Here is a 24237-nt window from a genome sequence, read left to right as displayed (position 1 = left end):
CGACCATATCCGGACCGGGTTCGTCCGCACATCCGATTTTCCCGCGGCCGTTTTCCCGCGGCTACGGGGCGTCCGGCGCGGTCATCTCGACGAGTTTGGCCACGGTGTTCCAGTTGCGGGTGGTGGCGTCGATCCCCTTCCACAGCGAGGGGCGGTGCAGCGCCTCGCCCAGCTTGGAGCGGCCCAGGCCGTCGGGGGCGTAGAGGTAGATCACGCGGTCGCCGACGCGGAACTCCTCCGGGAGGAAGGCCTGCGCGTCGATCGCGGCGAGCCGCTCCTGGTCCGGCTGCTCGGACAGGAAGGTGACGTGCAGCTGCCTGCCCTCCAGTTCGGCGGCCGGGAAGGGGCACCCGTCGGCGACGGCGCTCAGGTGGGCGCCGTCGACGACCAGGCAGGGCACCGGGAAGCCGAAGTGGGCCTCGATGGCCCGCTCCAGCTCCCGGGCGAGCGCGACGGGGTCCTCCCGCTCGGTGCCGAAGACGGCGTTGCCGCTCTGGAGGTACGTACGGACCTCGCCGTGGCCCAGTCCCTCCAGGACCGCGCGCAGCTCGGCCATGGGGACCTTCTTGCTGCCTCCGACATTGATGCCGCGCAGCAGCGCCGCGTACTTCTTCGTCATGGCACGAACCGTAGGGCACGGCTATGACAGTGCGGCCTCGATGATGTCCGCCGCCTGCCGCGTGCCGCCCTCGCCGGCCATCTGCGCGCGCACCGCCTCGGCGCGGGCGGCGACCTCGGGGTCGGCGACGAGGGCGAGTACGGCCTCGCGCAGGGTCGTGGCGTCGGCCTCCTCCATCGGGACGTGCCGGGCCACGCCGAGCGAGGCGAGCATGTCGGCGTTGCCGAACTGGTCGACGGCCTGCGGGACGGCGACCATCGGGGTGCCGGTGGCCAGGCCCTCCTGGCTGCCGCCGGCGCCCGCGTGCGTGATGAAGGCGTCCGCCTGGCGCAGGATGTCCAGCTGCGGGACCCAGCGGTGGACCTCGACGTTGGCGGGGATCTCACCGAGGTCGGCCTCGTCGGTGAACTTGCCGATCTGGAGCACCACGTGCCAGTCGGGCAGGCCGCCGAAGGCGTCCATGCAGGCCCGGTAGAAGGCGGGCTGCTTGGTGAAGGTGGAGCCGAGGGAGACCAGCAGCACCTTCTTGCCGTGCGCCGCGGCGGGGCGCTCCCAGGCGCCCTGGTCCCCGCGGTCGCCCTGGCAGGCGCCGACGAAGGTGTAGACGGCCTCGTCGACGCGGTCGGCGTGGGGCTGGAGGGCCTTGGGGATGAGCACGACGGAGCGGCGGGGCCGGCCGATGAGGCGGTCGCTGTCCTCCTCGATGCCGTTCTCGTCGAGCCAGGCGCGGAAGCGGGCGTAGTACGCCTGGCCGCGTTCGGAGGCGCGCAGCGGCGCGGTCATCGGGGCGGCGACCTCCTCCTCGTACCCCTCCCAGGCGACCAGGTTCGGGGAGAGGGAGATGTCCGGGACGCCCCAGCGGCGGGCCAGGACGATCGCCGGGTAGGAGGTGATGTCGTGGATGACGAGGTCCGGCCGGTCGCCGTCGAAGGCGGCCGCCAGCTGGGGCAGCGCCTGGACGGCGTCGTCGAGGAAGGGCTCGATGTTGTCGATGAGTTCGGTGCCCCAGGCCTCGGGCTCGTCGTCGGTGGGCAGGGTCGAGCGGTAGATCACGGGGCTGGCGCCGGTCGCGGCGACCTTCTCGGCGAAGGAGGCGGGGATGGCGTAGCTGACGCGATGGCCGCGGGCGACGAGCTCCCGGATCACCTCGATGCTCGGGTTCACGTGCCCGTGGGCGGCGATGGAGAACATGGCGATGTGGGCGGGCTTGCGCGGCGTGGTCGCTGAGGTCATGCCGTCGACCCTAAACGAGACGATACGTCTCGTGCAACTAAATAGCGGCACCGGATGCAAGACTGGGCGCGTTCGGCGTTGATCCGGCACGAGGCACGAACACGGAGCCCAGACATGAACGAGGCGCAGGCCAGGGACGTACTGGCGGCGGCCACCGGCATCGGTGGGACGGCGCGGCTGCTGGCCCTGGGTGAGAACGCCGTGTTCGCCACCGGCGAGCTGGTGGTCAAGGTGGGCCGGGCGGACCCGGCGCTCCTGGAACGGGCCGAGCGCGAACTGGCCGTGGCCGACTGGCTGGCGCGGGCCGGGGTCCCCGCGGTCCGCGCCGCCGAACCCGCGCCCCTGCGGCACGCCGGGCACGCGGTGACGCTGTGGCACCGGCTCCCGGAGGCGGTACGCCCGGCGGGACCGGAGGACCTGGCCGGGCTGTTGCGCGCCGTCCACGCGCTGCCGCAGCCGCCGTTCACGCTGCCGCGGCGGGACCTGCTGGGCGGTGTGGAACGGTGGCTGCGGCTGGCGGGGGACGCGGTCGACCCGGCGGACGCGGCGTACCTGCGCGCACGCCGGGACGCCTACGCCGCCGAGGTCGCCGCGCTCACACCGCACCTGCCGCCGGGCCCGATCCACGGTGACGCGCTGCCGCGCAACGTCCACGTGGGCCCGGCGGGTCCGGTCCTGGTGGACCTGGAGACGTTCTCGGTGGACCTGCGGGAGCACGACCTGGTGGTGATGGCACTGTCCCGGGACCGGTACGGACTGCCGGGCGCGGAGTACGAGGCGTTCGTGGCGGCGTACGGCTGGGACGTGCGGGCGTGGGACGGGTGCGGGGTGCTGCGCGGGGCGCGGGAGACGGCGAGCTGCGCGTGGGTGGCGCAGCACGCGCCGACGAACCCGGCCGCCGCGGCCGAGTTCCGCCGCCGGGTCGCGTCCCTGCGCGAGCACACCCCGGACACCCGCTGGCACCCGTTCTGACCACGGGCCCCCCACCCGGCGCTCCGCCCCGGGCCCCCGCGCCTCAATCGCCGGCGGGGCTGAGCAGGTCGCCTCAATCGCCGGCGGGGCTGGCCAGGTCGCCTCAATCGCCGGCGGGGCTGAAGGATCGGGGGCTCCGCCCCGCACCCCCATACGTGCGCTCCGCGCCCGTGCGCTCAAACGCCGCGCGGGCTGGAATTGCCGCTACGCGGCAACCCAGCCGCGCGGACCCTCCGGGGGCGGAGCCCCCGAAACCAGCCCACCGGGCACCCAATCCAGCCCCGCCGGCGTTTGAGGCGCGGGGGCGCGGGGGCGGAGCCCCCGAAACCCGGCCCCACCGGGCAACCCTCCGGCCCCACCGAGCACCCAACCCAGCCCCGCCGGCGATTGAGGCGCGGGGGTATGGGGGCGGAGCCCCCGGAAGCCGGCCCACCGGGCAGCCGCCCAGGGGCGCGGGCGTCAGGGGACGGATATCGCCGCCCGCAGGGGCCACGCCGTGTCGATCACCGCGTCCGGTGTGCCCTGCCGGCGCAGGTAGGACTGGAAGTCCTGGGCCCAGCGGGCGTGCCACGTCGTCTGGCGGGCGTGCAGGTCCGCCGGGGCCAGCGTCGCCACCCGCGGGTGCCGGACGGCTATCGCCCGGGCCACCTGCACCGCGGCCAGCGCGTCCGCGCCCGCGTCGTGCGCGTCGTCCAGCCGGACGCCGTACACCCCGCAGACCGCCTCCAGCGTCCGCTTGCCCCGCCGGTAGCGGTCGACCGCCCGGTCGATGGTCAGCGGGTCCACCACCGGCCCGGTCTCCGGGCCGCCCAGCCGGTCGGCGAGCGACGGCAGCCCGTGCCGTGCCAGCTCCGCCGAGAGCAGCGTCAGATCGAACGCCGCGTTGTACGCGACGACCACCGCCCCCTGCCGCCAGCACGCGACCAGCGCCGCCGCGACCTCGTCCGCGACCTCCCGCGCCGGCCGGCCCTGCGCGACCGCGCGCTCGGTCGAGATCCCGTGGATCGCCGACGCCTGCTCCGGGATCGGTACGCCCGGGTCCGCGAGCCAGCAGCGCCGCTCGCCCACCGCCCCGTCCCGTACCTCGACCACCGCGGCCGTCACGATCCGCGACCGAGCCGGCTCCGTGCCGGTCGTCTCCAGGTCGAATCCGACCAGCACTCCCCGGTGCCACTCCCCCATGGCGTGCCCCTCCCCCGCTTCTTTCGGTCAACGGCTTTCAGCCTGCCACGGGCCACTGACACCCCGACCGAGCACCCCAGCCGGGCACCCCGCACGGTGCGCGCCTCAGGACACCGGCCTGGAGTCCTCCCACACCGACTCGAACTCCTCCCGGTACGTCGTGAACAGCCCGTGGTCGGCGTCCCGCGGCACCCCGCGCCCGCCCCCGCGCAGCACCAGGACCGGCGCCTCCATGCCCCGCGCCCGCCGCAGGTAGGACTGGACGACGGCGATCCCCGAGTTCTCCCCCTCCACCAGGTAGGCGGTGAAACGGGGCGTCTCGTCGAAGACGTGGATCGCGAACCCCGACGGGTCCCGCAGCCCGGCCCGGACCCGCCGTACGTGCAGGATGTTCATCTCCACCGAGCGGCTCAGCTCGCCCTTGCGCAGGCCCAGCTCCCGCTCGCGCCGCTTGACCGCGCTGCTGGCCGGGTTCAGGAACAGCAGCCGTACCCGGCAGCCGGCCTCGGTGAGCCGCACGAGTCTTCGGCCCGAGTAGTTCTGCACCAGCAGGTTGAGGCCTATGCCGATCGCGTCCAGCCGGCGCGCGCCCCCGAAGAGGTCCTCGGCCGGCAGCTGCCGCTGCAGGCGCACCCGGTCGGGGTGCACGGAGATGACGTCCGCGTAGCGGTCGCCCACCAGGTCCTCGACCGCGTCGATGGGCAGCCGGTCCGCGCCGGGGCTGCCCGCACCGCCGCCGAGCACCTCCAGCAGCCGCGCCGAGGCCCGCTCCGCCTGGGAGAGCACCGCCTGCGACAGGGCGCGGTTGCGCGAGACCACATTGCGCGTGACCTCCAGCTCGTCCAGGGCCAGCTCGATCTCGCGCCGGTCGTCGAAGTACGGCTCGAAGCACGGCCAGTGCTGGACCATCAGCTCCCGCAGCTGCGGCAGCGTCAGGAAGCTGAGCACGTTGTCGTCGGCCGGATCCAGCAGGTAGCCCTTGCGGCGGCTGACCTCGCGCACCGCGACCGCCCGCTGCACCCACTCCTGCCCGGCGGGGCCCGCGGCCGCGACCACCCAGTCGTCCTCGCCGTGCACCGGCTCGTAGATCGGGCGCAGCACCGCGCCGACGACCGCCCGCAGCCGCTGTTCGATGAGATTCAGCCAGATGTACGCACGGCCCGCGCGCTGGGCGCGGGTGCGGACCTCGGTCCACGCGTCCGCGCCCCAGTCCAGCTCGGCCCCGGTCCGTACCGTCCCGGCCGGCTCCGGACCCGCCAGGGACACCGCTCCGGCGGCGACCCCGCCGGAGCCGCCGCCCGGTGCCTGCTCCGCCGGGCCGCCCTCGTGACCGCCGTCACCAGGGGGCAGCTCCAGACCTCCCGAGCTCACCCGTGCACCGCCTTCCGCTACCCCTCCAGTGATCAAGGAAGGGTACTCCGCGCACACGGCCCGATGCAGCCGGATGGCCCCTACACCGGCCGTCCGTTGACCCGATCATGCGATGCGCGCATCGTCGGCCGACCTGACTGTCAGGTCTACGGGGTCACCCGGTAGGCCCATCCCAAGTCCCCACGCGCCGCCCCTCTTTCGGGGAAGATCTGGAGCGGACGTAAGTGACCCATGCCGGATCGGGAGTGGAAGAGTCGCAGCTATGCAGGTCTGGCCGGGACAGGCGTACCCCCTCGGCGCCACGTACGACGGCGCCGGCACCAACTTCGCGGTCTATTCGGAGGCCGCCAGACGCATCGAACTGTGCCTGTTGCACGACGACGGCTCGGAGACCGCCGTCGAACTGCGCGAGACGGACGCGTTCGTGCGGCACGCCTACCTGCCGGGCGTCATGCCCGGTCAGCGGTACGGCTTCCGGGTGCACGGCCCGTACGAGCCGGAACGCGGCCGGCGGTGCAATGCCGCCAAGCTTCTGCTGGATCCGTACGCCCGTGCGATCAGCGGGTCCATCGCGTGGGGGGAGGAGGTGTACGGCTATCACTTCGGCCGCCCAGACTCGCGCAACGACCTGGACTCGGCGCCCCGCACGATGAGTTCGGTCGTGGTCAATCCGTACTTCGACTGGGCCAACGACCGGCCGCCGCGCACCGAGTACCACCACACGGTGCTGTACGAGGCCCACGTGAAGGGCCTCACCATGCGCCACCCGGACCTGCCGGAGGAGCTGCGCGGGACGTACGCCGCGCTCGCGCACCCCGCGGTGATCGGGCACCTGACCAAGCTCGGGGTCACGGCCCTGGAGCTGATGCCGGTCCATCAGTTCGTCAACGACCACCGGCTGGTGGACGACGGGCTGAGCAACTACTGGGGCTACAACACCATCGGTTTCTTCGCCCCGCACAACCGCTACGCCTCGGGCGACCGCGGGCAGCAGGTGCTGGAGTTCAAGTCGGCGGTGCGCGCGCTGCACGAGGCGGGCATCGAGGTGATCCTCGACGTGGTCTACAACCACACCGCCGAGGGCAACCACCTCGGGCCGACGCTGTCCTTCCGGGGGCTGGACAACGCCTCGTACTACCGGCTGGCGGAGGACCAGCGCTACTACACGGACACCACCGGCACCGGGAACTCGCTGCTGATGCGGTCCCCGCACGTGCTCCAGCTGATCATGGACTCGCTGCGCTACTGGGTCACCGAGATGCACGTCGACGGCTTCCGCTTCGACCTGGCGGCCACGCTGGCGCGGCAGTTCCACGAGGTGGACCGGCTCTCGTCGTTCTTCGACCTGGTGCAGCAGGATCCGGTGGTCAGCCAGGTGAAGCTGATCGCCGAGCCCTGGGACCTGGGCGAGGGCGGCTACCAGGTGGGCAACTTCCCGCCGCTGTGGACCGAGTGGAACGGCAAGTACCGCGACACCGTACGGGACCTGTGGCGGGGCCAGCCGCGCACGCTCGCGGAGTTCGCGGGGCGCCTGACCGGCTCCTCCGACCTCTACCAGGACGACGGACGGCGGCCGCTGGCATCCATCAACTTCACCACCTGCCACGACGGTTTCACGCTGCACGACCTGGTCTCGTACAACGAGAAGCACAACGAGGCCAACCGGGAGGGCAACCGGGACGGCGAGAGCCACAACCGGTCCTGGAACTGCGGGGTGGAGGGTCCGACCGAGGATCCCGAGGTCCTGGAGCTGCGGGCCCGTCAGATGCGCAACTTCACGGCCACGCTGATGCTGTCGCAGGGTGTGCCGATGCTCAGCCACGGCGACGAGTTCGGCCGCAGCCAGGGCGGCAACAACAACGCCTACTGCCAGGACAACGAACTGTCGTGGGTGGAGTGGCCCGATCCCGGCAAACCGCCGCCGGTGCTGCTGGAGTTCACCCGTCAGATGGTGTGGCTGCGCCGCGACCACCCGGTGTTCCGGCGCCGCCGGTTCTTCCACGGCCGGCCGGTGGAGGGCACCCACGACGAGCTCTCCGACATCGCCTGGTTCACCCCGCACGGGGAGGAGATGCGGGCCCGCGACTGGCAGGCGCAGAACACCCGTGCGCTGGCGGTGTTCCTCAACGGCGAGGCGATCTCCGAGCCGGGGCGGCGCGGGGAGCGGCTCACCGACGACTCGTTCCTGCTGATGTTCAACGCGAGCCCCGATCCGCAGGACTTCACCGTGCCGGCCGGGCACGGCGCACAGTGGCGGGTGGTCGTGGACACCGCGCGGGCGGAAGTACTGGCACCCGGTACCGGGCCGCAGTACGCGGCCGGGGACCGGGTGGCGTTGACAGGACGGAGTCTGGTGGTGCTTCAGCGGCCGGCGTAGGCCGCCGCGTCACCCGGGAGAGCGGGAGTGCGGACCGGCGCGCCCGCCTGGCCCGCGGGGCGGTGGGTCCGGGTCGCGGGCACCCGGGTGACCAGCGCGATCGTCAGGCAGGCCGCGGCCGCGCCGACCGCCACCGCGAAGGCCCCGGCCGGCCCGTACCACTCGGCGAGCCGCCCGGACAGGGCCAGCGCGGCCGCCTGGCCCGCCACCAGCGAGCTGGCGGCGAAGGCCATCGACTCGGCGAGCCGGGCCGGGGCCACCACCCGCTCGGTGAGCGCGAACGCGGTGATCAGGTGAGGTGCGTACGCCGCGCCGAGGACGGTGACGACGGCGTACAGGCTCCACAGGCTGTCGGCGAACAGCAGCGGGACCGACAGCACCAGGGCGGCGCAGGTCGCCGCCCGCCAGCGCAGGCACAGCCCGTAGCGGGCGGGCAGCGCGCCGAGGGCCAGGCCCACGCCGGCACTGGCCACGCCCATGGCGGCGTAGACGACACCCGCCTGTCCCGGCACGCCCAACCGGGCGGTGAGCGCGGCGATTCCGGCCTGGCAGGCACCGAACATGGCGCCCTGCAGGGCGAGCGAGCCGCGGACCGCGTACACGACGCCCGCCTGGCGGCCGCGGCCCTCCTTCCCGGCCCGCGCGGGGGGCTGCCCGGCCGTGACGGCGGCGGTCGGGTGCAGGGCGTAGGCGGCACCGAAGCAGGCGACCAGGGCGGCGGCCGCGCCCAGGGCTACGGCGGGGTGCGCGACGAGCGCGGCGAGGCCGACCAGGGCCGGGCCTATGACGAACGAGACCTCGTCCAGGGTGCCTTCGAGCGAGTGCACGGCCGCGACCACGCCCTCGTCGGCCTTCGCACGGTGGGCGAGGGCCACGGAGCGGGCCCGGGCCAGCGGCCCGATCAGCGGTACGGAGGCGCCGGTGACGGCGCCCAGCGCGGCGAGCGGGACCGTGCCGAGGCCCGCGAGGGCCCCGGTGACCAGGGCGCCGGTGGCGAGGGCGTTCACGGCGGCGGCGGCGAGGACGACGGGCCGCTGTCCGTGCCGGTCGGCGAGGCGGCCGAGGAGGGGGCCGCACACCACCTGCCCGGCGGAGAGGGTGCCGCCCACGATGCCGGCGGCCGCCAGGGATCCGCTGGTCTGCGCGACCAGCAGCACGCTGCCGAACTGGGACATCGCCACGGGGAGTCGGGCGAAGAAGGAGACGAGCGGGAGAAGGGGCCCGGTGAGGGCGATGACTTTGCGATAGGTGTCGACGGTTCCGGCCACTTGAGGAACGCTAACGCGGCGCAGTCACCCGGATGCACTGGGCAATGGCACGGAAATCGTCAGGCTGGGTACGTACGTTCTCATGACCCAGCAGTACTCGAGCACCCGTCGGGGCCGCGTACGCCCCGCCGCCACCTACCGCCTGCAACTGCGCCCGGAGTTCCCCTTCGCGGCGGCCGCGGCAGCCGTACCGTACCTCGCCGCGCTCGGCGTGTCCCACCTGCACCTGTCGCCGGTGCTGGAAGCGGTCCCCGGCTCGGCACACGGCTACGACGTGGTCGACCACACCCGGGTGCGGGAGGAGCTCGGCGGGGAGGAGGGCCTGCGCGCGCTCGCGGCGCGGGCGCGGCGGCACGGGCTGGGGCTGGTGCTGGACATCGTCCCGAACCACATGGCGGTCCCGGCGCCGCTGCGGCTCAACGGGCCGCTGTGGGAGGTTCTGCGTGGCGGGCCGGACTCGCCGTACGCGCGCTGGTTCGACATCGACTGGCCGGCGGGCGGGGGCCAGGTGCTGCTGCCGGTGCTGGACCGGCCGCTGGAGGGGTGCGGGCCGGTGGCGGCGGACGGCGCGGTGCTGCGCGTCGGCGACCACGAGTTCCCGCTGCGGGAAGGGACGGCGGGGCTGGCGCTGCCGGAGCTGCTGGCGGCGCAGTTCTACCGGCCGGCGTGCTGGCGCGAGGCCCGGACCTCGCTCAACTACCGGCGTTTCTTCACCATTTCGGAACTGATCGGGGTCCGCGTGGAGGATCCGGAGGTGTTCGCGGCCACCCACGCCAAGGTGCTGGAGCTGGTCCGGGACGGGGTGGCATCGGGGCTGCGCATCGACCACGTGGACGGGCTGGCCGACCCGGAGGGCTATCTGCGGCGGCTGCGCGAGGAGGTGGGGGACGACTGCTGGGTGGTGGTCGAGAAGATCCTGGCCCGGGACGAGCGGCTGCCGGCCTCGTGGGCGGCGGCGGTCGCGGGCACCACGGGCTACGACGCGCTGCACCGGCTGGACGGGGTGTTCCTGGACCCGGCGGGGGTGGCGGAACTGGCGCGGGCGTACGGCGAGTTCACCGGCCTGCCGGGGTGGGAGGCGACCGAGCGGGAGTGCGCGCGGGAGGTCCTGACGGTGGACCTGGCGGCGGAGCTGGCGACGCTGGAACGGATGGCGGGGGCCGGCCCGTACCGCGATGTCCCCGGACTGTCCTCGGCGATCAGGGAGTTACTCATCACCTATCCCGTCTACCGGCCCTATCCGGGAGCGGCGGCGCTGCCGGAGGCGGCCCTGGTCGGCGCCCGGGAGCGGGCGCCGGCGCGGGCGGTGGACGCCGTGGCGGAGCTGGTGCTGCGCGACGCGGCGTTCGGCGCCCGGTTCGCCCAGACGTCGGCGGCGCTGCGCGCCAAGTCCCTGGAGGACCGGGCGTTCTACCGGTTCGCGCCGCTGCTGTCGGCCACGGAGGTGGGCGGCGAGCCGGGGAGCCCGGCGGTGTCGGTGGCGGAGTTCCACGCGTACGGCGCGCGCACGGCCGCGCACTGGCCGGACGCGGGCACGGTGCTGTCGACGCACGACACCAAGCGCAGTGCGGATGTGCGCGCCCGGATCGCGGCGCTGTGCGAGGACCCGGCGGCGATGGGCCGTCCCGGCGGCCGTGACCCCCAGCTGGCCTGGGTGGCCCGGCAGACCTCGCTGGGCCTGGGTCCGGCCCCGGACCGCGAGGAGCGGCTGGCGGCGGCCCTGCTGAAGGCGGCCCGGGAGGCGGGGCTGCGCACCAGCTGGACGGAGGCCGACGAGGCGTACGAGGCGGGCATCGCGGGACACGTCCCGGCCGGGTGGGAGCTGCCGGCCGGGCTGGAGGCGGCCGCCCGCGCCAATGTGCTGGGCATGACCGCGCTGCACCTGACCGTGCCGGGCGTTCCGGAGGTCTACCAGGACTGCGAGGCCGGCTACCGGGCCCTGGTCGACCCCGACAACCGGCGCCCGGCCCGCTTCCACCGCGAGACGCTGGCGCGGCTCGACGCGGGCGCGCGGCCGTCCGGCCTCTCGGAGGAGAAGCTGGCCCTGACGGCGGCCCTGCTGCGGCTGCGGCGCGACCGGCCGGAGCTGTTCACCGGGTACGCCGCCCTGCGCCCCGCGGGTCCGGCGGCGGACCACCTGGTGGCGTACGGCCGCGGGCCGGGCCTGGTGGTGGCGGTGACCCGGCTCTCGCACCGCCTGCGGGCGGCGGGCGGCTGGCGCACCACGACCCTGGAACTCCCCCCGGGCACCTGGCTCCCCCTCCTGCCGGGGGAACCGGGACGGGTGTACCGCGGCACGGTGCCGGTGGCCGGGCTGCTGCGGGACACCCCGGTGGCGGTCCTGACCTCGTCCCCCGCCGCCGGGCCGCGGGACGCGCCGCCTACGTGACCGGCGCGCGGGCGTCAGGCAGGGGGCGGGCGGGCCGGACCGATCGGTCAGGACGGGCTCAGGAGGCGGACGAACTCCCGGGCGGCTCCGCTCGGTTCCACCCGGGAGAACACGGCCAGCTCCCGGTGCCACGGCGGGTCCACCGACAGCTGGACGCAGTCCTCGCCCAGGGCGCCGCGCACCAGGTGCGCGGGCGCCGTCACGATGCCCACGCCCGCCGCCGCCATCCGTACCGCCGACGAGGTGTGCTCCGTCCGTACGGCCGTGCGGGGCAGGAAGCCCGCCTCGGCGCACACCCGGTCCAGGAAGGGCCGGCCCCCAACCACCGGCTCCATGGCGCACCGGATCCACGGGCGGTCGGCCAGCTCCGCCAGGCGTACCGTCGTACGGCCCGCCAGCGGGTCGTCGAAGGGGACCACGACCACGATCTCCTCGCGCCCGATCGGGACCAGCGGCCCCGCCCAGCACTCGGGCAGCGGTCCCACCGCGAGGTCCGCGACGCCGCGTTCCAGCGCCTCCTCCAGGGCCTCCGTGGAGCCGTACTCGCGCAGCACCAGCCGTACCCCCGGGTACAGGGACCGCCAGCGGGCGAAGACCTCGGGGAGCAGGCCCACCGCCAGCGCGTGCACGGTGGCGATGTGCAGCTCGCCGCCCTCCGCGCCGGCGGCCGCGCGGGCCGCGCGCTCGGCCTGGCGGGCGCTGCGGACGGCGAGTTCGGCGTGGGGGAGGAAGGCGCGGCCCATCGCGGTGAGCCGGACCCCGCGCGGCAGGCGTTCGAGCAGCTCGCCGCCGACCGCGCGTTCCAGGGCCTTGATCTGGTGGGAGAGCGCGGGCTGGGTGACGTGCAGGGCGTCGGCGGCACGGGTGAAGGAGGACTCCTCCACGACCGTGAGGAAGTACTCCATCTGGCGCAGGCTCACGGTCGTTCACCATAAACAGCGTGCATGGAACCGACAAGATCATTGCCTTGGACGTATGGCACCGCCGGCGCGCACCGTTGGTGCATGGACCTCACCACCGCACCGGCGGACTCCGGAACGTCCGGCACATCCAGCACACCCGGCACACCCACCGCATCCGCCGCATCCGCCGCGTCCGCCGCGTCCGGCGCCCCCGACCGCCCCGACGTCATCGTCATCGGCGGCGGCACCGGTGGCTACAGCACCGCGCTGCGCGCCGCCGCCCTCGGTCTGCGCGTCGTCCTCGCCGAGCGCGACAAGGTCGGCGGGACCTGCCTGCACCGCGGCTGCATCCCCAGCAAGGCCATGCTGCACGCCGCCGAGCTGGTCGACGGGATCGCGGAGGCCCGTGAGCGCTGGGGCGTCAAGGCGACGCTGGAGGCGGTCGACTGGCCGGCGCTGACCGCCACCCGTGACGCCATCGTGGCCCGCAACCACCAGGGGATCGAGGGGCATCTGCGGCATGCGGGCGTCCACGTCGTCCGGGCGGGCGCCCGCCTCACCGGGCCGCGCACCGTCAGCACGGACGACGGCCGGGAGTTCACCGCGGGCCGTGGCATCGTCTTGGCCACCGGGTCCCGGCCGCGGTTGCTGCCGGGCCTGGAGCCGACCGGCCACACCATCGTGACCAGCGACGACGCTCTGTTCGCGGCCGGGCTGCCGGCGTCGGTCGTCGTGCTGGGCGGGGGTGCGATCGGGGTCGAGTACGCCTCCTTCCACCGTTCGATGGGCGCCGAGGTGACCCTGGTGGAGGCCGCCGACCGGCTGCTGCCGCTGGAGGACGCGGACGTCTCGCGGCACCTGGCCCGGGGGCTGCGGAAGCGGGGGATCGACGTGGCGACCGGTGCCCGGCTGGAGGCCGCCGAGGTGACGGCGGACGGCGCCGCGATCCGGGCGACCGTACGCACCGCGCGCGGCGAGCTGCGGGAGATCGCCGCCGAGCGGCTGCTGGTCGCGGTGGGCCGGGTGCCGGTGACCGACGGGCTGGACCTGGCGGCGGCCGGGCTGGCCACGGACGGGCGGGGGTTCGTCGAACCGGCCGACTGGTCGCGGCTGGAGACCGCGGTGCCCGGTATCCACGTGGTGGGCGATCTGCTGCCGCCGCCCTCGCCGGGGCTGGCGCACGCCTCGTTCGCCGAGGGGCTGCTCGCGGCCGAGACGCTGGCGGGAGTGGCGAGCGCCCCCGTGGACTACGCGGCGGTGCCGCGGGTGACGTACTCCGCGCCGCAGACCGCCTCGGTCGGCCTGACGGAGGCGCAGGCGCGCGATCGTTCGTACGACGTGGTGGTGAACACGATGCCGCTGACCGCCGTCGCCAAGGGCATGGTGCACGGGCAGGGCGGGATGGTGAAGGTCGTCGCCGAACGGGGCGGGCGGGTGCTGGGGGTGCACCTGGTCGGGCCGCACGTGTCCGAGATGATCGCCGAGAGCCAGCTGATCGTGGGATGGGACGCCGAACCGGGGGACGTCGCACGGCACGTCCACGCCCACCCGACGCTGTCCGAGGCCGTCGGGGAGGCGTTCCTGAGTCTGGCGGGGCGGGGCCTCCACCAGCAGTAGTGCGGATCCGGCCCCATCGCGCGGCCCACACAGCAGTACTTCGGGCGCCCGGCGGGCACAGCATCCCTTGTGACCCTCATCCGTGACATGTGTTACCCCACACCGCATGAACTCGCCCTGGCCGGACGCGCTCTGGCCGACGAACATCCCGGGCTGGTCCGGCTCAGCCAGGCCGGCACGTCCCGGGGCGGGCGGCCGCTGTGGCTGCTGTCCGTGGCCGGCCGGCCGACGGGCAACGGCCATGGCAACGGCAGTGGCAACGGCCGGGCGGGCGGCGGACAGGCGGGCGGTGGTGGGCGCAACGTACTGGTCGTCGCCGGGGCCCACGCCAACGAGCCCGTCGGCGGCGCCACCGCGCTCTCCCTCGCCCGCCGGGTCATCCACGACCCGGCGCCGCGCACCGGGTGCGGCTGGCACTTCCTGCTGTGCGCCGATCCGGACGGGGCGGCCCTGCACCGCACCCCCCGCCCGTACTCACTGCTGGACTACCACCGCAACTTCTACCGGCCACCGGGCCCCGAACAGCCCGAGTGGGCCCCGTCTTTACTGCCTCCCGACCGGCTCCCGCCCGAGACCCTGACCCTGACCGCGCTGATCGACGAGCTCCGGCCGCTGCTCCAGGTCTCCCTGCACGGGACGGACCTCGGGGGCAGCTGGGTCCAGCTGACCCGCGGCATACCGGGGCTCGCCGAGCCGTTCGCCAAGTCCGCCGCCGAGCTGCGCATCCCCGTCGAGACCGGGGCCTCGGACGCGGCCGGCTGGCCCTCGCCCGGTCCCGGCATCTTCGTGATGCCGCAGCCGGGTACGGACGCCTCCGGCGTCTTCCACCCTGAGGACACCCGGCTGAGCACCTGGTACCACGCCCATGCCTACGACGGGACGACCGCGATCGTCGAGGCCCCCATGTGGGCCAGCGACCTGGTGGACGACCCCGCCCCGCACCCCGACCCCCGGCAGGCCCTGCGCGTCCTGGCCCGCCGGCTCACCGAGGACGCCGCGCAGGTGACCCGGGTCCTCGACGCGGCCCGGCCCGACCTGCCCGCCCATGACGAGGCCCTGGCCGCCCCGCTGCTGCGGGCGGTGGACTGGACGCTGGCCCTGATCCCCAAGATCACGGAGGCGTGGGCGGGGGGCGCGGCGCCGGCCGAGGCGACCGCGGCGTACATCGGGAGCATCGACGCCTTCGCGCGGCGGCTGGCGCTGCGGGCCGCCGCGATGCTGCTGCGGGTGCTGCGCTCGGTCGGGCACGGCGCGGCCGCGGAGCTGGACCGGCTGGTCACGGGCTGGTGCGAGGCCTTCGCGGCCCGGTTCCAGGCACGGTGGGTACCGGTGGCCACCCAGGTGGAACACCAGTCCCGGACGGTCCTGGCGGCGTACGCCCGGCTGGCCGCGACGCACGCCGCCCCCGGCGTCGGGACCGGTGTCGGCACCGCCATCGGGACCGGTGTCGGGACCGGCGTCGTTCCGGTGGCCGCTCCCGCCGTCAGACCGGCGGCCGGTTCGTAGCGGCGGGGACCGGGGCGGGGGCGGGGGCCGCGGCCGGTACGGCCAGCCCGTACCGGCGCTTGGGCACGCCCACCGCGCCGGACCGGTCGTAGAAGCGGATCGCGCCCTCGTTCCACTCCGGGGTCTGCCACTGGACCTGCTCCATGCCCAGCGTACGGGCGAGCTCGGCGACCGCGTCCAGCAGCGCGGCACCCAGGCCGTGCCCGCGCGCGTTCTCGGCGAGGTAGAGGCAGTCCATGTGCAGGAAGTACGTGGCGTCCCAGAACGCGAACTCCGGTGAGCAGGCGGCGTATCCGGCCACCGGGCCGGCCGGGTCGTCCGGATCCTGCGCGACCAGCACCCACAGCCTGGCGTCCGGCGCGAACAGCTGGGGGCCGAGCCGCTCGGCCAGGCCGGGCGGGCGGGGCGCCGACTTCTCGTAGGCGACGTGTTCGTGGACGAGCTCGACGAGCCGCGGCAGGTCCTCGGGGCGCGCGGGGCGCACCATCGACGTGTCGGTCATGCACATCCGTTCGACAGGGGTGGATCGCCGAACGCCGTCGGCCGGTACGTCGGCCCGCGCCGGCGCTCAGTTCGCGGACAGCCGGTAGTTGACGCGGCCGAAGCCCACCTGGTCCCCGTCGCGCACGACCGTGGCCCCGGTCACCCGGCGGCCGTTGACCGTGGTGCCGTTGGTGGAGCCGAGGTCGCGCAGCACCCACAGGCCGTCCCGCAGGCTCAGTTCGGCGTGCATCCGGGAGACCGTTTCGTGGGTCAGCCGCAGCCCGTTGCCGGGGTCGCGGCCGATCCGCAGGGTCTCCGTGCCGAGCTGGGGCAGCAGCAGTCGGGGGAGCTTCTCGGCGTGCCAGGCGCGCCGGACGCCGACGCTGACGGCCGAGGCCCGGCCGACCCAGGCGAACAGCCGCTTGACCCAGGGACTCTCGGGGGTGTCCAGGTCGGCGGTGAGGACCGCGAGGTCCTCGGAGCGGCGGGCGACCAGGGCGAGTTCCATCCGGCGCAGGAAGGTGTCGTGCGAAAGCCGGCCCTGCGCCGCTCCTTCCCTGAGCAGGCCCAGGGCCCGGTCGCGCTCGGCATCGGTGAGCCGCGGCGCGGGGTAGGCGGGAAACTCGAAACTGGACGTCACAGGGTGATTGTCGGCCCGTCCTGCCCGGAGTGTCCAGAACTCCCCCGCCGCGCCCGGGATGATGGGCTCGGCAAGGCCGCAGGGCACCGTGGGCTACGAGGGGAACGTCCGTGCAGTTCGAGGTGTGGGCACCGCAGGCGGGACAGGTCGGGTTGCGGCTGGACGACGGCACGCACGCCATGGCGCGCGACCCGGAACGCGAGGGCTGGTGGGTGGTGTCGGCCCCGGCCACCGACGGGGACCGGTACGGATTCCTGCTGGACGACGACGCGGCCGTACGGCCCGACCCGCGCGGTCGGCGGCTGCCCGACGGGCCGGACGGGCTCTCCGCGGTGCTGGACGTCGAGGCCCTCGCGCCGGACGCCGAACGCCAGGCCCCGCCGCCGCGCACCCCGTTGCAGGACGCGATCCTGTACGAGCTGCACATCGGCACCTTCACCTCCGAGGGCACCTTCGACGCGGCCGCCGCCCGGCTGCCGCACCTGGCGGCCCTGGGCATCACCCACGTCGAACTGATGCCGGTCTGCTCCTTCCCCGGCCGGCACGGCTGGGGCTACGACGGGGTGGCGCCCTGGTCCGTGCACGAACCCTACGGCGGGCCCGCCGGGCTCGCCCGCTTCGTGGAGGCCGCGCACACGCACGGCCTGGGCGTGGTGCTGGACGTGGTCCACAACCATCTGGGGCCCTCGGGCAACCACCTGCCCGCCTTCGGGCCGTACTTCACCGACACCCACCACACCCCGTGGGGCGCGGCCGTCAACCTCGACGCACCCGGCTCCGACGAGGTCCGCGCCTACTTCCTCGCCAGCGCCCTGGCCTGGCTGCGGGACTACCGGATCGACGGGCTGCGCCTGGACGCCGTGCACGCGCTGGCCGACGGCCGGGCGCTGACCTTCCTGGAGGAGCTGGCGGCGGCCGTGGACGACCTGGCGGCCGAGCTCGGCCGTCCGCTGTTCCTGATCGCCGAGTCCGACCAGTGCGACCCCCGGACCACCGCGCCGCGCGCGGCCGGCGGCCTCGGCCTGCACGCCCAGTGGAACGACGACTTCCACCACGCCGTGCACTGTGCGACGACCGGCGAATCCCAGGGCTACTACGCCGACTTCGCCCAGGAACCGCTGGCCGCCCTGGCCAAGACGATGAACCGGGTCTTCTTCCACGACGGCATCTGGTCCTCCTTCCGCGGCCGCACCCACGGCCGCCCGGTGGACCGCCGCCACACCCCCGCGCACCGCTTCGTCGGCTACGCCCAGACCCACGACCAGGTCGGCAACCGCGCCCTCGGCGACCGGCTCTCCGCCTCCCTCTCCCCCGGCCTGCTGGCGTGCGCCGCCACCCTGACCCTGACCGGTCCCTTCGTGCCGATGCTGTTCATGGGCGAGGAGTGGGGCGCGCTCACCCCCTGGCAGTACTTCACCGACCACCCCGATCCGTCGTTGGGCGAGGCCGTACGCACGGGCCGCCGCCGGGAGTTCGCCGCCCACGGCTGGGACGCCGAGGACATCCCGGACCCTCAGGACCCGGCCACCCGGGAACGCTCCTGCCTGGACTGGTCGGAGCCGGAGAAGGCACCGCACACCCGGCTGCTGGACTGGTACCACACACTGATCACCCTGCGCCGCACCCACCCGGACCTGCGCGACCCGGACCTGGCCGCCGTCCGCGTCGCCTTCGACGAGGAACGCCGCTGGCTGACCTTCCGCCGGGGTGACGTCCGCGTGGTCGTCAACCTGTCCCCCGACCCGGCGACGATCGCCCTGGGTCGCAACGGCGTCCGGGTCCTGGCCGCCTGGGAGCCGTTGGACCATCCCGGCCCCGACGGGCGCATCCACGTCCCCGGCGAGTCGGCGGTGGTCCTGGCCCCGTAGGGCCGTCGGCACGGCCGGCCGTGCGACGCGGCGGGCGTACGGCGCGGCGGGAGTGCGTCGGCGGCCGTACTGCGCGGCGGCCCGGGAGACCCCTGTACCCCCGGGCCGCCGCGAGTCAGGGGGCGTCCTGCGGGTGGGCAGGGTCCTCGGCGGAGTCATATATGAGCGTGCCCAAGGAGTCGTACCCCTTGATCCGCGGCGGGCGGTCGTCCTTGCGGTCGATGACCCCCGACGCCGCGTATCTGCCGCCCTCCACCCCGGCCTCCACGGTCTTCCCGCCGTAGGTGACGGTCACCTTGACGACGCTGCGGTCCACGGTGCCGAAGTCCCCCCACCGGTACGGCAGTTTCCATGGCGCCCCCTTGGGCACCGCCTGGCGCCACAGCTTGGCGGCGTTGGCGTCCTCCACCACCAGCGGGCTCTGCGCGGCGCGCGGCGCCCCGTTGCTCCCGGTGAAGCCGGCCACCCTCCCGTCGACGATCCGGCACATCATGGTCGCCTCCGGAGCACTGTCCTTGACCGCCACGATCCAGTGGCCGTCGCCCGCCGCGGCATCGCCCGTCACCCTGTGGGCGAGGAGTATCCGCAACTCGTCCAACCGGGCCCCCGGCCAGTCGGCGCCGGACGCATGGCCCTCGTCCACGTAGCGCAGGCACTCGCCCAGCCAGTCCGAGGCCTGCTGGTACGTCACGTCCACCAGCTGATCGGCCGAGGCCGGCAGCTTGGGCCCATGGGTCACCGAGGCGCTGGCCATGGGCGTGGCCGGAGCCATCGCCACATACCGCGCCGGGCCCCCGCCCTCGTCGGTCATCACGGTCAGCGCCACCGCGGGCACGGCCGCCAGCGCCGCCAGCCCGACCAGGGCGGCCGCCGTCGCCGCCAGCTGCTTGCGGCGCTCGTGCCGGCCCTGGACGACGATCTCCGGGAACGGCGCCGGCCCGGGCCGGACCCCTTGGGCGTCCTCGGCCAGCATCTCCCGAAGCCGCCGCTCCAGGACGGATTCCTGCTCCTGCTCGATCATGAGGTCGCTCCTTGCATTCCGCGCGCACCGCGCAGACGGCGCATGCCGCCCGCACGCACGGGTTCATCGACGATCTGGGCCAGGCCGGGGCAGGCCCGTAACTTGGCCAGGGCCTTGGACGCCTGGCTCTTGACCGTCCCCGGCGAGCAGCCCAGCGCCTCGGCGACCTCCGCCTCGGAGAGGTCCTCCCAGTACCGCAGGACCACCACCGCCCGCTGCCGGGCCGGCAGCCCGGCCAGCGCCGTCATCAGCGCGTTGCGCTCGTCCGCCCACGCCACCGCGGGATCGGGCGAGGCGTGGGTGTCCGGCGGGACGGCCGTGAGCCGCTCCGTGACCCGGCGCTTGCGGAACCGGTCGCTGTTGCAGCTCACCAGCATGCGCCGGACGTACGCCTCCGGATGGTCGGTGCGGCAGACTCGCCGCCACGACCGGTAGGCCTTTGCCAGGGCCGTCTGGGCAAGGTCCTCCGCATCGTGCGGATCGCCGGTCAGCAGGTACGCCGTACGCACCAGATGGGACCACCTCGCCCTGACGAACGCCTGGAACTCGGCCTCGTCCTCTTGGTCTTGCGTCTGCATCTCACACCCCCTCGCCCTCCAGAACCACCACTCACGTCGATTCGGTTGCCCGCGAATGGGACGGAGTCCGGACGGGCCCCGGGCCGGCTCGCGGGCCGCCCCGCGGACGGGCTCCCGGGCAGGGCCCGCGGGCGGGCGTCACTCCACCACGGCGCCATGCGGGCATCCTGCCGCCCGTACCGGGGGGCGCGCGTCACTCCCGCGCGGTGAGCCGCCGCGCGAGAGCGGCCGCCGCGCCGGCCGGGGTGCCGGGCGTGACCAGTTCCGTACGGTGCACCAGGCGCGGCTCGGACAGCGGTACGGCGACCCCCGCGCCGGCGGTCCGCGCGACCCGGAGCGGAAGCAGGACCAGTCCGTGCCCGGCGGCGGCGAGCGCGCACAGGGCGCGGGTGTCGGTGCCCTCGTAGCGCAGGGCGGGGGCCGGGGCGGGACCGGGGACGCCGAGCGCCGCGCGTACGGCGGCGTACGGGATCCCGGCGTCGGGGGCGTCGAGCCAGCGGGCGTCGACGAGGTCCCCGAGGCGCACGGCGGCACGGCGGGCGAGGGGGTGGCCGTCCGGGAACAACACGCCGAGCTCCTCCTCGTCGACGCCGGCGACGGTGAGCGGGGCGACGTCCGGGAGCCGCAGCGGGTCGCTGGGCGCGGCGAGTCCGTCCACGAGCCCGAGGTCGCAGTCCCCGGCGGCGACGGCGGCGGAGACCTCCGCACGGGCGACGACGCGCAGGGTGACGCCGGTGGCGGGCAGCGCGGCGAGCAGGCGGGGGCCGGCGGCGAGCGGTGCGGCGGCGAGGGTGACGTGGGCGGCGGGCGCGGTGACGAACCGTGCGACGTCGGCGCGGGCCGCGTCGAGGCGCAGCAGCAGGGGGCCGGCGTGTTCGAGGAGGCGGGCGCCGACGGGGGTCGGGGCGACGGGACGGCGGGTGAGGAGCTCGGCGCGGAGGTCGCCCTCGAGGGTGGCGATGTGCTGGGAGACGGCGGACTGGGTGTAGCCGAGGGATCGGGCGGCGGCGGAGAAGGAGCCGAGGCGGGCGACGGCGACGAAGCTGCGCAGGAGGTGCGGGTCCATGCCGCCCAGCATGCCGCCGCCGATCCCCCGCCCGGCACCGCCCACCACTCCGGGCCCCGCCGGGACCCGCGCCTCCGCCACGGGGCTCCGGCCCGCGGCTCCGGGCATGGGGCCCGGGGCCCGGCCGCGCGGGATGCGCGGGATGCGCCCCGCCACAAGACCCGACCCGGGATCCACGGGGCCGCTGCTGCGCCGGGCCTCTTCCTCACCCCGCCCCCTCTCCCCCGGCGGGCCGACAAGACGGCGGGACGGCGGATGGCGGGACGGCGAGACGGCGAGACGACGGGGCGGCGGACGGCGGGCCTGGCGGTATCAGGGCGGCTTATCGGAGGGTCAGGAACCGTCGTTGGCCATGGCGCGGGCGGCGGGGTCACCATGAGGGGCATGGCCACCGCGACACTCGCCCTCGTCGGCGACCGTTCTCCCCATGTCACCTCGCACCGCCGAATCCCCGCGCTGCTCGACACCCTCGCCCGGCGCGATCACCTCGTCCTCGACGCCTACTGGATCCCCACGCCCGACGCCGTGACCGAGTCCTTCGCCGGGTTCGACGCCGTCTGGGTGCTGCCCGGGAGCCCGTACGCGAGCGAAGCGGGCGCCGTCGCCGCGGTGCGGGCCGCACGGGAGGGCGGGATTCCGTTCCTCGGGACCTGCGGCGGGTTCCAGCACGCGCTGCTCGAGTACGCCCGTAACGTCTGCGGCCTCGCCGGGGCCGGCCACGCCGAGAACGATCCCGGCGCCGAAGACCCCCTGATCGCCCCGCTCGCCTGCTCGCTCGTCGGACACGAGGGCGTCGTACGGACCGAGCCCGGTTCGCTCGCCGAGGCCGTGCTCGGCGCCGAGCGGTCCACCGAGCGCTACCACTGCGCCTACGGGCCCACGCCCCACCACCTGCCCACCCTCGCGGCGCACGGCCTGCGGCTGTCCGGGCACGACGAGGACGGCCAGGTCCGCGTCGTCGAGCTGCCCGGCCACCCCTTCTTCCTCGCCACGCTCTTCCAGCCCGAGCTGCGCGGGGCCGACGGCGACGGCGAGGGCGGCCGGCCGCATCCCGTCGTACGGGGCTTCGCCGCGGCCGCCGTCGAGCACGCCCGCTCCGCCGTGCGGCCGTCCGCCGGATAAACGCGGCGCGGGAGCACCCCGCTGATCGGCTATGCTGTGCGTGCACATCGAACGGGTGGTCCGCCGCCCTTCGTGGTGGGTGTAGCTCAGCTGGTAGAGCACCTGGTTGTGGTCCAGGTGGCCGCGGGTTCGAGTCCCGTCACTCACCCTGTGATCCCGTGGGGGGTACGAGGTTTTCCTCGTACCCCCCACGGGCTTTTTCGTTCCCCGTGCCCGCCCTCCCCGGCTTCAGCCGGGGAGGGCGGGCAGGCCGGGAGGCAGGCACGGCACGTACGACCTGCGGGGTCGTCCGTTCGGTGGAGGCGGGCCGGGAGTCCTGTCCGTGCGGACGAGGTCCGCGGAGCCGGGCCCGGACATCCTGGAAGGGTCCGGTCCGCCCCCCGATACCGAAAGCCGTGTATGCCCCTCGCCCCGCCCACCCGGCCCGCCCCGCCCACCCGGCCCGCGCCGTCGGCGGCCCCGGCCGCCGCCCCCGTCGCCGCCGCGGCCGCGACGCCCGGCAACCGCATCGGCCGGCTGATGTTCCTGAGCCGGTGGCTGCAACTGCCGTTGTACGTCGGGCTGATCGTGGCGCAGATGGTGTACGTATGGGTCTTCCTCAAGGAGCTGACCCATCTCGTGGGGGCCTTCGACGAACTCGACGAGACCCGGACCATGCTGGTCGTCCTGGGCCTCGTCGACGTCGTGATGGTGGCGAACCTGCTGCTGATGGTGATCGTCGGCGGTTACGAGACGTTCGTCGCCCGTGTGGGGCTCAAGGGCCACCCCGACGAGCCGGAGTGGCTCAGCCACGTCAACGCCAACGTGCTCAAGGTCAAGCTGGCCACCGCCATCATCGGGATCTCCTCGATCCACCTGCTGAAGTCGTTCATCGAGATCTCGCGGGAAGGGTGGCAGTGGCAGCAGACGATGTGGCAGGTGATCGTGCACCTCGCCTTCATCGTCTCGGCCCTCTCCCTGGCCGCGATCGACCGCCTCCTGCCCAAGGCGCACGAGCCGGCCCGCCCGGAGCCGGCCCGAACCTGACCGGCCCGAACCTGACCGGCCCGCCCGGACAGGCCCGCCCGGACAGGCCCTAACCCCGTAGGAAGGTCTCCACCACCGTCACGAAGGCGACCGGGGTCTCCTGCGGCGGGTAGTGGCCGCAGCCCGCGAGGCTGTGGATCCGGCAGTTCGGGTACCAGACCTTCCACGTGGCCCGCATGACGTCGGCCGTCAGCGCGAGGTCGTGTTCGCCGACCAGGACCAGCACCGGGACCGTACTGCCCTTGACGGCGTCCGACAGGTCCAGCGGCTGCCAGCTCGCGAGGTAGCCGGCGAGCGCCTCGGGCAGCGCCGTGTCGAGGGAGCGCGCGACCATGCCGGCGAGCCAGTGCCGGCTCGTGCGCTGCCCGGTCACCAGGTCGATGATGGCGCGGCGCTTGTCGGGGTCGTCCGGGGCTCCGTAGAAGAGGGCGCGGGTGTCGTCGTCCATCGCGTACGGCGCGGCGGGCACCGGCGCGACGCCGACGAGCTTCTCGATCCGCTCCGGCGCGCGGACCAGGACCTGCTGCATCGCCTTGCCGCCCATGGAGTGGCCGACGAGGGAGAAGGTGTCCCAGCCCAGTTCGTCGGCGAGGGCGAGGACGTCGTCGGCGATCTCGGGGAGGGTGTAGCGGCCGGGGACCTCCTTGCGGTCGCCGTAGCCCCGGTAGTCGAGGAAGGCGTAGCTGAAACCCTCGGGGTCGAAGTGGTCCAGCACGGAGCCCCAGTGGGCGGAGGTGGTGAACCAGTCGTGCAGGACGATGGCGCGGACGGGTCCGGTACCGATCCTGCGGTGGGCGATGGCCATGCGTTCTCCCTCGGTGGCGGGGGCGGAGCCGACGCCGTACGTACTGCCCAGCCGGCCCCGCCTCACACCGTGGAGCGCGGAGCGCGGCGCCCCACGGTGCGCAGCCGGAGAGCCACCGGACCGCGGCTCCCGGACCCCCGCCCGGACCCCAGACCGAACCCCCGCCCGGAATCAGACCGGGATCAGCCCGGG

Annotated in this window: 20 protein-coding genes and 1 tRNA gene; 9 read left to right on the top strand and 12 right to left on the bottom strand. The window is 74.6% G+C overall.

Annotated features, from left to right (window positions below; all coding sequences use genetic code 11):
• Window positions 1-61 precede the first annotated feature (61 nt).
• Together ACZ6KO_RS01510 and mgt are read right to left on the bottom strand one after the other, a co-directional pair.
• Complete coding sequence (locus ACZ6KO_RS01510; protein WP_469298599.1) at window positions 62-619, bottom strand: DUF1697 domain-containing protein; 558 nt, start codon at window positions 617-619, stop codon at window positions 62-64.
• A gap of 21 nt (window positions 620-640) precedes the next feature.
• Window positions 641-1852, bottom strand: a complete 1212-nt coding sequence (gene mgt, locus ACZ6KO_RS01505) for a macrolide-inactivating glycosyltransferase (RefSeq protein ID WP_469298597.1) — start codon at window positions 1850-1852, stop codon at window positions 641-643.
• Between the two features lie 114 nt (window positions 1853-1966).
• Here mgt and ACZ6KO_RS01500 point away from each other — a divergent pair, with 114 nt between their 5' ends.
• On the top strand, window positions 1967-2824 hold the full coding sequence (locus tag ACZ6KO_RS01500; protein ID WP_469298595.1) for a phosphotransferase enzyme family protein: 858 nt from the start codon (window positions 1967-1969) through the stop codon (window positions 2822-2824).
• A gap of 459 nt (window positions 2825-3283) precedes the next feature.
• Here ACZ6KO_RS01500 and ACZ6KO_RS01495 read toward each other — a convergent pair whose 3' ends face one another.
• The gene (locus ACZ6KO_RS01495) at window positions 3284-4006 is read right to left on the bottom strand and encodes an exonuclease domain-containing protein (protein ID WP_469298594.1); all 723 of its coding nucleotides are present in this window, start codon (window positions 4004-4006) and stop codon (window positions 3284-3286) included.
• A gap of 105 nt (window positions 4007-4111) precedes the next feature.
• Window positions 4112-5377, bottom strand: coding sequence for an SAV2148 family HEPN domain-containing protein (locus ACZ6KO_RS01490; protein WP_469298592.1), 1266 nt, complete (start codon window positions 5375-5377; stop codon window positions 4112-4114).
• A gap of 262 nt (window positions 5378-5639) precedes the next feature.
• Between ACZ6KO_RS01490 and glgX the strand changes: the two genes are divergently transcribed.
• Window positions 5640-7754 (top strand): glycogen debranching protein GlgX, encoded by a 2115-nt coding sequence (gene glgX / locus ACZ6KO_RS01485; RefSeq protein ID WP_469298589.1) that lies wholly within the window; start codon window positions 5640-5642, stop codon window positions 7752-7754.
• On the opposite strand, the gene ACZ6KO_RS01480 is transcribed toward glgX, so the two are convergent.
• Window positions 7739-9022 (bottom strand): MFS transporter, encoded by a 1284-nt coding sequence (locus ACZ6KO_RS01480; protein ID WP_469298586.1) that lies wholly within the window; start codon window positions 9020-9022, stop codon window positions 7739-7741. The two genes, glgX and ACZ6KO_RS01480, sit on opposite strands and share 16 nt — an antisense overlap.
• Before the next feature lie 82 nt (window positions 9023-9104).
• On the opposite strand from ACZ6KO_RS01480, the gene treY reads away from it, so the two are divergent.
• Window positions 9105-11411, top strand: a complete 2307-nt coding sequence (gene treY, locus ACZ6KO_RS01475) for a malto-oligosyltrehalose synthase (protein ID WP_469298583.1) — start codon at window positions 9105-9107, stop codon at window positions 11409-11411.
• A gap of 47 nt (window positions 11412-11458) precedes the next feature.
• On the opposite strand, the gene ACZ6KO_RS01470 is transcribed toward treY, so the two are convergent.
• On the bottom strand, window positions 11459-12331 hold the full coding sequence (locus ACZ6KO_RS01470) for a LysR family transcriptional regulator (protein WP_469298581.1): 873 nt from the start codon (window positions 12329-12331) through the stop codon (window positions 11459-11461).
• Between the two features lie 84 nt (window positions 12332-12415).
• On the opposite strand from ACZ6KO_RS01470, the gene lpdA reads away from it, so the two are divergent.
• The gene (gene lpdA / locus ACZ6KO_RS01465) at window positions 12416-13930 is read left to right on the top strand and encodes a dihydrolipoyl dehydrogenase (protein WP_469298579.1); all 1515 of its coding nucleotides are present in this window, start codon (window positions 12416-12418) and stop codon (window positions 13928-13930) included.
• Window positions 13931-14017: 87 nt separating this feature from the next.
• Window positions 14018-15436, top strand: coding sequence for a M14 family zinc carboxypeptidase (locus ACZ6KO_RS01460; protein ID WP_469298577.1), 1419 nt, complete (start codon window positions 14018-14020; stop codon window positions 15434-15436).
• Here ACZ6KO_RS01460 and ACZ6KO_RS01455 read toward each other — a convergent pair.
• Both ACZ6KO_RS01455 and ACZ6KO_RS01450 read right to left on the bottom strand, forming a co-directional pair.
• Complete coding sequence (locus tag ACZ6KO_RS01455) at window positions 15414-15938, bottom strand: GNAT family N-acetyltransferase (RefSeq protein WP_469298575.1); 525 nt, start codon at window positions 15936-15938, stop codon at window positions 15414-15416. The two genes, ACZ6KO_RS01460 and ACZ6KO_RS01455, sit on opposite strands and share 23 nt — an antisense overlap.
• Window positions 15939-16004: 66 nt before the next feature.
• Window positions 16005-16559: an FHA domain-containing protein gene (locus tag ACZ6KO_RS01450; RefSeq protein WP_469298573.1), complete on the bottom strand. Its 555-nt coding sequence runs from the start codon at window positions 16557-16559 to the stop codon at window positions 16005-16007.
• A 110-nt stretch (window positions 16560-16669) separates the two neighbouring features.
• Here ACZ6KO_RS01450 and treZ point away from each other — a divergent pair, with 110 nt between their 5' ends.
• The gene (gene treZ, locus ACZ6KO_RS01445) at window positions 16670-18427 is read left to right on the top strand and encodes a malto-oligosyltrehalose trehalohydrolase (protein WP_469298570.1); all 1758 of its coding nucleotides are present in this window, start codon (window positions 16670-16672) and stop codon (window positions 18425-18427) included.
• A gap of 115 nt (window positions 18428-18542) precedes the next feature.
• On the opposite strand, the gene ACZ6KO_RS01440 is transcribed toward treZ, so the two are convergent.
• From ACZ6KO_RS01440 to ACZ6KO_RS01430, 3 genes are all read right to left on the bottom strand, one after another.
• Window positions 18543-19448: a hypothetical protein gene (locus tag ACZ6KO_RS01440; protein WP_469298568.1), complete on the bottom strand. Its 906-nt coding sequence runs from the start codon at window positions 19446-19448 to the stop codon at window positions 18543-18545.
• On the bottom strand, window positions 19445-20026 hold the full coding sequence (locus ACZ6KO_RS01435; protein ID WP_401454089.1) for a SigE family RNA polymerase sigma factor: 582 nt from the start codon (window positions 20024-20026) through the stop codon (window positions 19445-19447). Before ACZ6KO_RS01435 ends, ACZ6KO_RS01440 begins: the two co-directional genes overlap by 4 nt.
• Before the next feature lie 193 nt (window positions 20027-20219).
• Window positions 20220-21092: a LysR family transcriptional regulator gene (locus ACZ6KO_RS01430; protein ID WP_469298564.1), complete on the bottom strand. Its 873-nt coding sequence runs from the start codon at window positions 21090-21092 to the stop codon at window positions 20220-20222.
• Between the two features lie 384 nt (window positions 21093-21476).
• Between ACZ6KO_RS01430 and ACZ6KO_RS01425 the strand changes: the two genes are divergently transcribed.
• The 3 genes from ACZ6KO_RS01425 to ACZ6KO_RS01415 all read left to right on the top strand — a co-directional run bounded on the left by ACZ6KO_RS01425 (window position 21477) and on the right by ACZ6KO_RS01415 (window position 23240).
• Window positions 21477-22214 (top strand): CTP synthase C-terminal region-related (seleno)protein, encoded by a 738-nt coding sequence (locus ACZ6KO_RS01425; protein ID WP_469298562.1) that lies wholly within the window; start codon window positions 21477-21479, stop codon window positions 22212-22214.
• A gap of 75 nt (window positions 22215-22289) precedes the next feature.
• A tRNA-His gene (locus ACZ6KO_RS01420) sits at window positions 22290-22362 on the top strand.
• 251 nt (window positions 22363-22613) lie between these two features.
• Window positions 22614-23240, top strand: a complete 627-nt coding sequence (locus ACZ6KO_RS01415) for a TIGR00645 family protein (RefSeq protein WP_469298560.1) — start codon at window positions 22614-22616, stop codon at window positions 23238-23240.
• A gap of 49 nt (window positions 23241-23289) precedes the next feature.
• Here ACZ6KO_RS01415 and ACZ6KO_RS01410 read toward each other — a convergent pair whose 3' ends face one another.
• Window positions 23290-24045: an alpha/beta fold hydrolase gene (locus tag ACZ6KO_RS01410; protein ID WP_469298556.1), complete on the bottom strand. Its 756-nt coding sequence runs from the start codon at window positions 24043-24045 to the stop codon at window positions 23290-23292.
• Between the last annotated feature and the right edge of the window lie 192 nt (window positions 24046-24237).

This window comes from Streptomyces sp. NPDC042102 (assembly GCF_055582305.1).
The sequence above is the reverse complement of the archived record's forward strand: the minus strand, read 5'-3'. Positions and strand labels throughout refer to the sequence as shown.

Bases quoted from the DNA above. Each gene is read 5' to 3' on its own strand.
- ACZ6KO_RS01510 (WP_469298599.1), bottom strand. From the start codon at position 619: ATGACGAAGAAGTACGCGGCGCTGCTGCGCGGCATCAATGTCGGAGGC.
- mgt (WP_469298597.1), bottom strand. From the start codon at position 1,852: ATGACCTCAGCGACCACGCCGCGCAAGCCCGCCCACATCGCCATGTTC.
- ACZ6KO_RS01500 (WP_469298595.1), top strand. From the start codon at position 1,967: ATGAACGAGGCGCAGGCCAGGGACGTACTGGCGGCGGCCACCGGCATC.
- ACZ6KO_RS01495 (WP_469298594.1), bottom strand. From the start codon at position 4,006: ATGGGGGAGTGGCACCGGGGAGTGCTGGTCGGATTCGACCTGGAGACG.
- glgX (WP_469298589.1), top strand. From the start codon at position 5,640: ATGCAGGTCTGGCCGGGACAGGCGTACCCCCTCGGCGCCACGTACGAC.
- treY (WP_469298583.1), top strand. From the start codon at position 9,105: ATGACCCAGCAGTACTCGAGCACCCGTCGGGGCCGCGTACGCCCCGCC.
- lpdA (WP_469298579.1), top strand. From the start codon at position 12,416: ATGGACCTCACCACCGCACCGGCGGACTCCGGAACGTCCGGCACATCC.
- ACZ6KO_RS01460 (WP_469298577.1), top strand. From the start codon at position 14,018: ATGTGTTACCCCACACCGCATGAACTCGCCCTGGCCGGACGCGCTCTG.
- ACZ6KO_RS01455 (WP_469298575.1), bottom strand. From the start codon at position 15,938: ATGACCGACACGTCGATGGTGCGCCCCGCGCGCCCCGAGGACCTGCCG.
- ACZ6KO_RS01440 (WP_469298568.1), bottom strand. From the start codon at position 19,448: ATGATCGAGCAGGAGCAGGAATCCGTCCTGGAGCGGCGGCTTCGGGAG.
- ACZ6KO_RS01435 (WP_401454089.1), bottom strand. From the start codon at position 20,026: ATGCAGACGCAAGACCAAGAGGACGAGGCCGAGTTCCAGGCGTTCGTC.
- ACZ6KO_RS01430 (WP_469298564.1), bottom strand. From the start codon at position 21,092: ATGGACCCGCACCTCCTGCGCAGCTTCGTCGCCGTCGCCCGCCTCGGC.
- ACZ6KO_RS01425 (WP_469298562.1), top strand. From the start codon at position 21,477: ATGGCCACCGCGACACTCGCCCTCGTCGGCGACCGTTCTCCCCATGTC.
- ACZ6KO_RS01415 (WP_469298560.1), top strand. From the start codon at position 22,614: ATGCCCCTCGCCCCGCCCACCCGGCCCGCCCCGCCCACCCGGCCCGCG.
- ACZ6KO_RS01410 (WP_469298556.1), bottom strand. From the start codon at position 24,045: ATGGCCATCGCCCACCGCAGGATCGGTACCGGACCCGTCCGCGCCATC.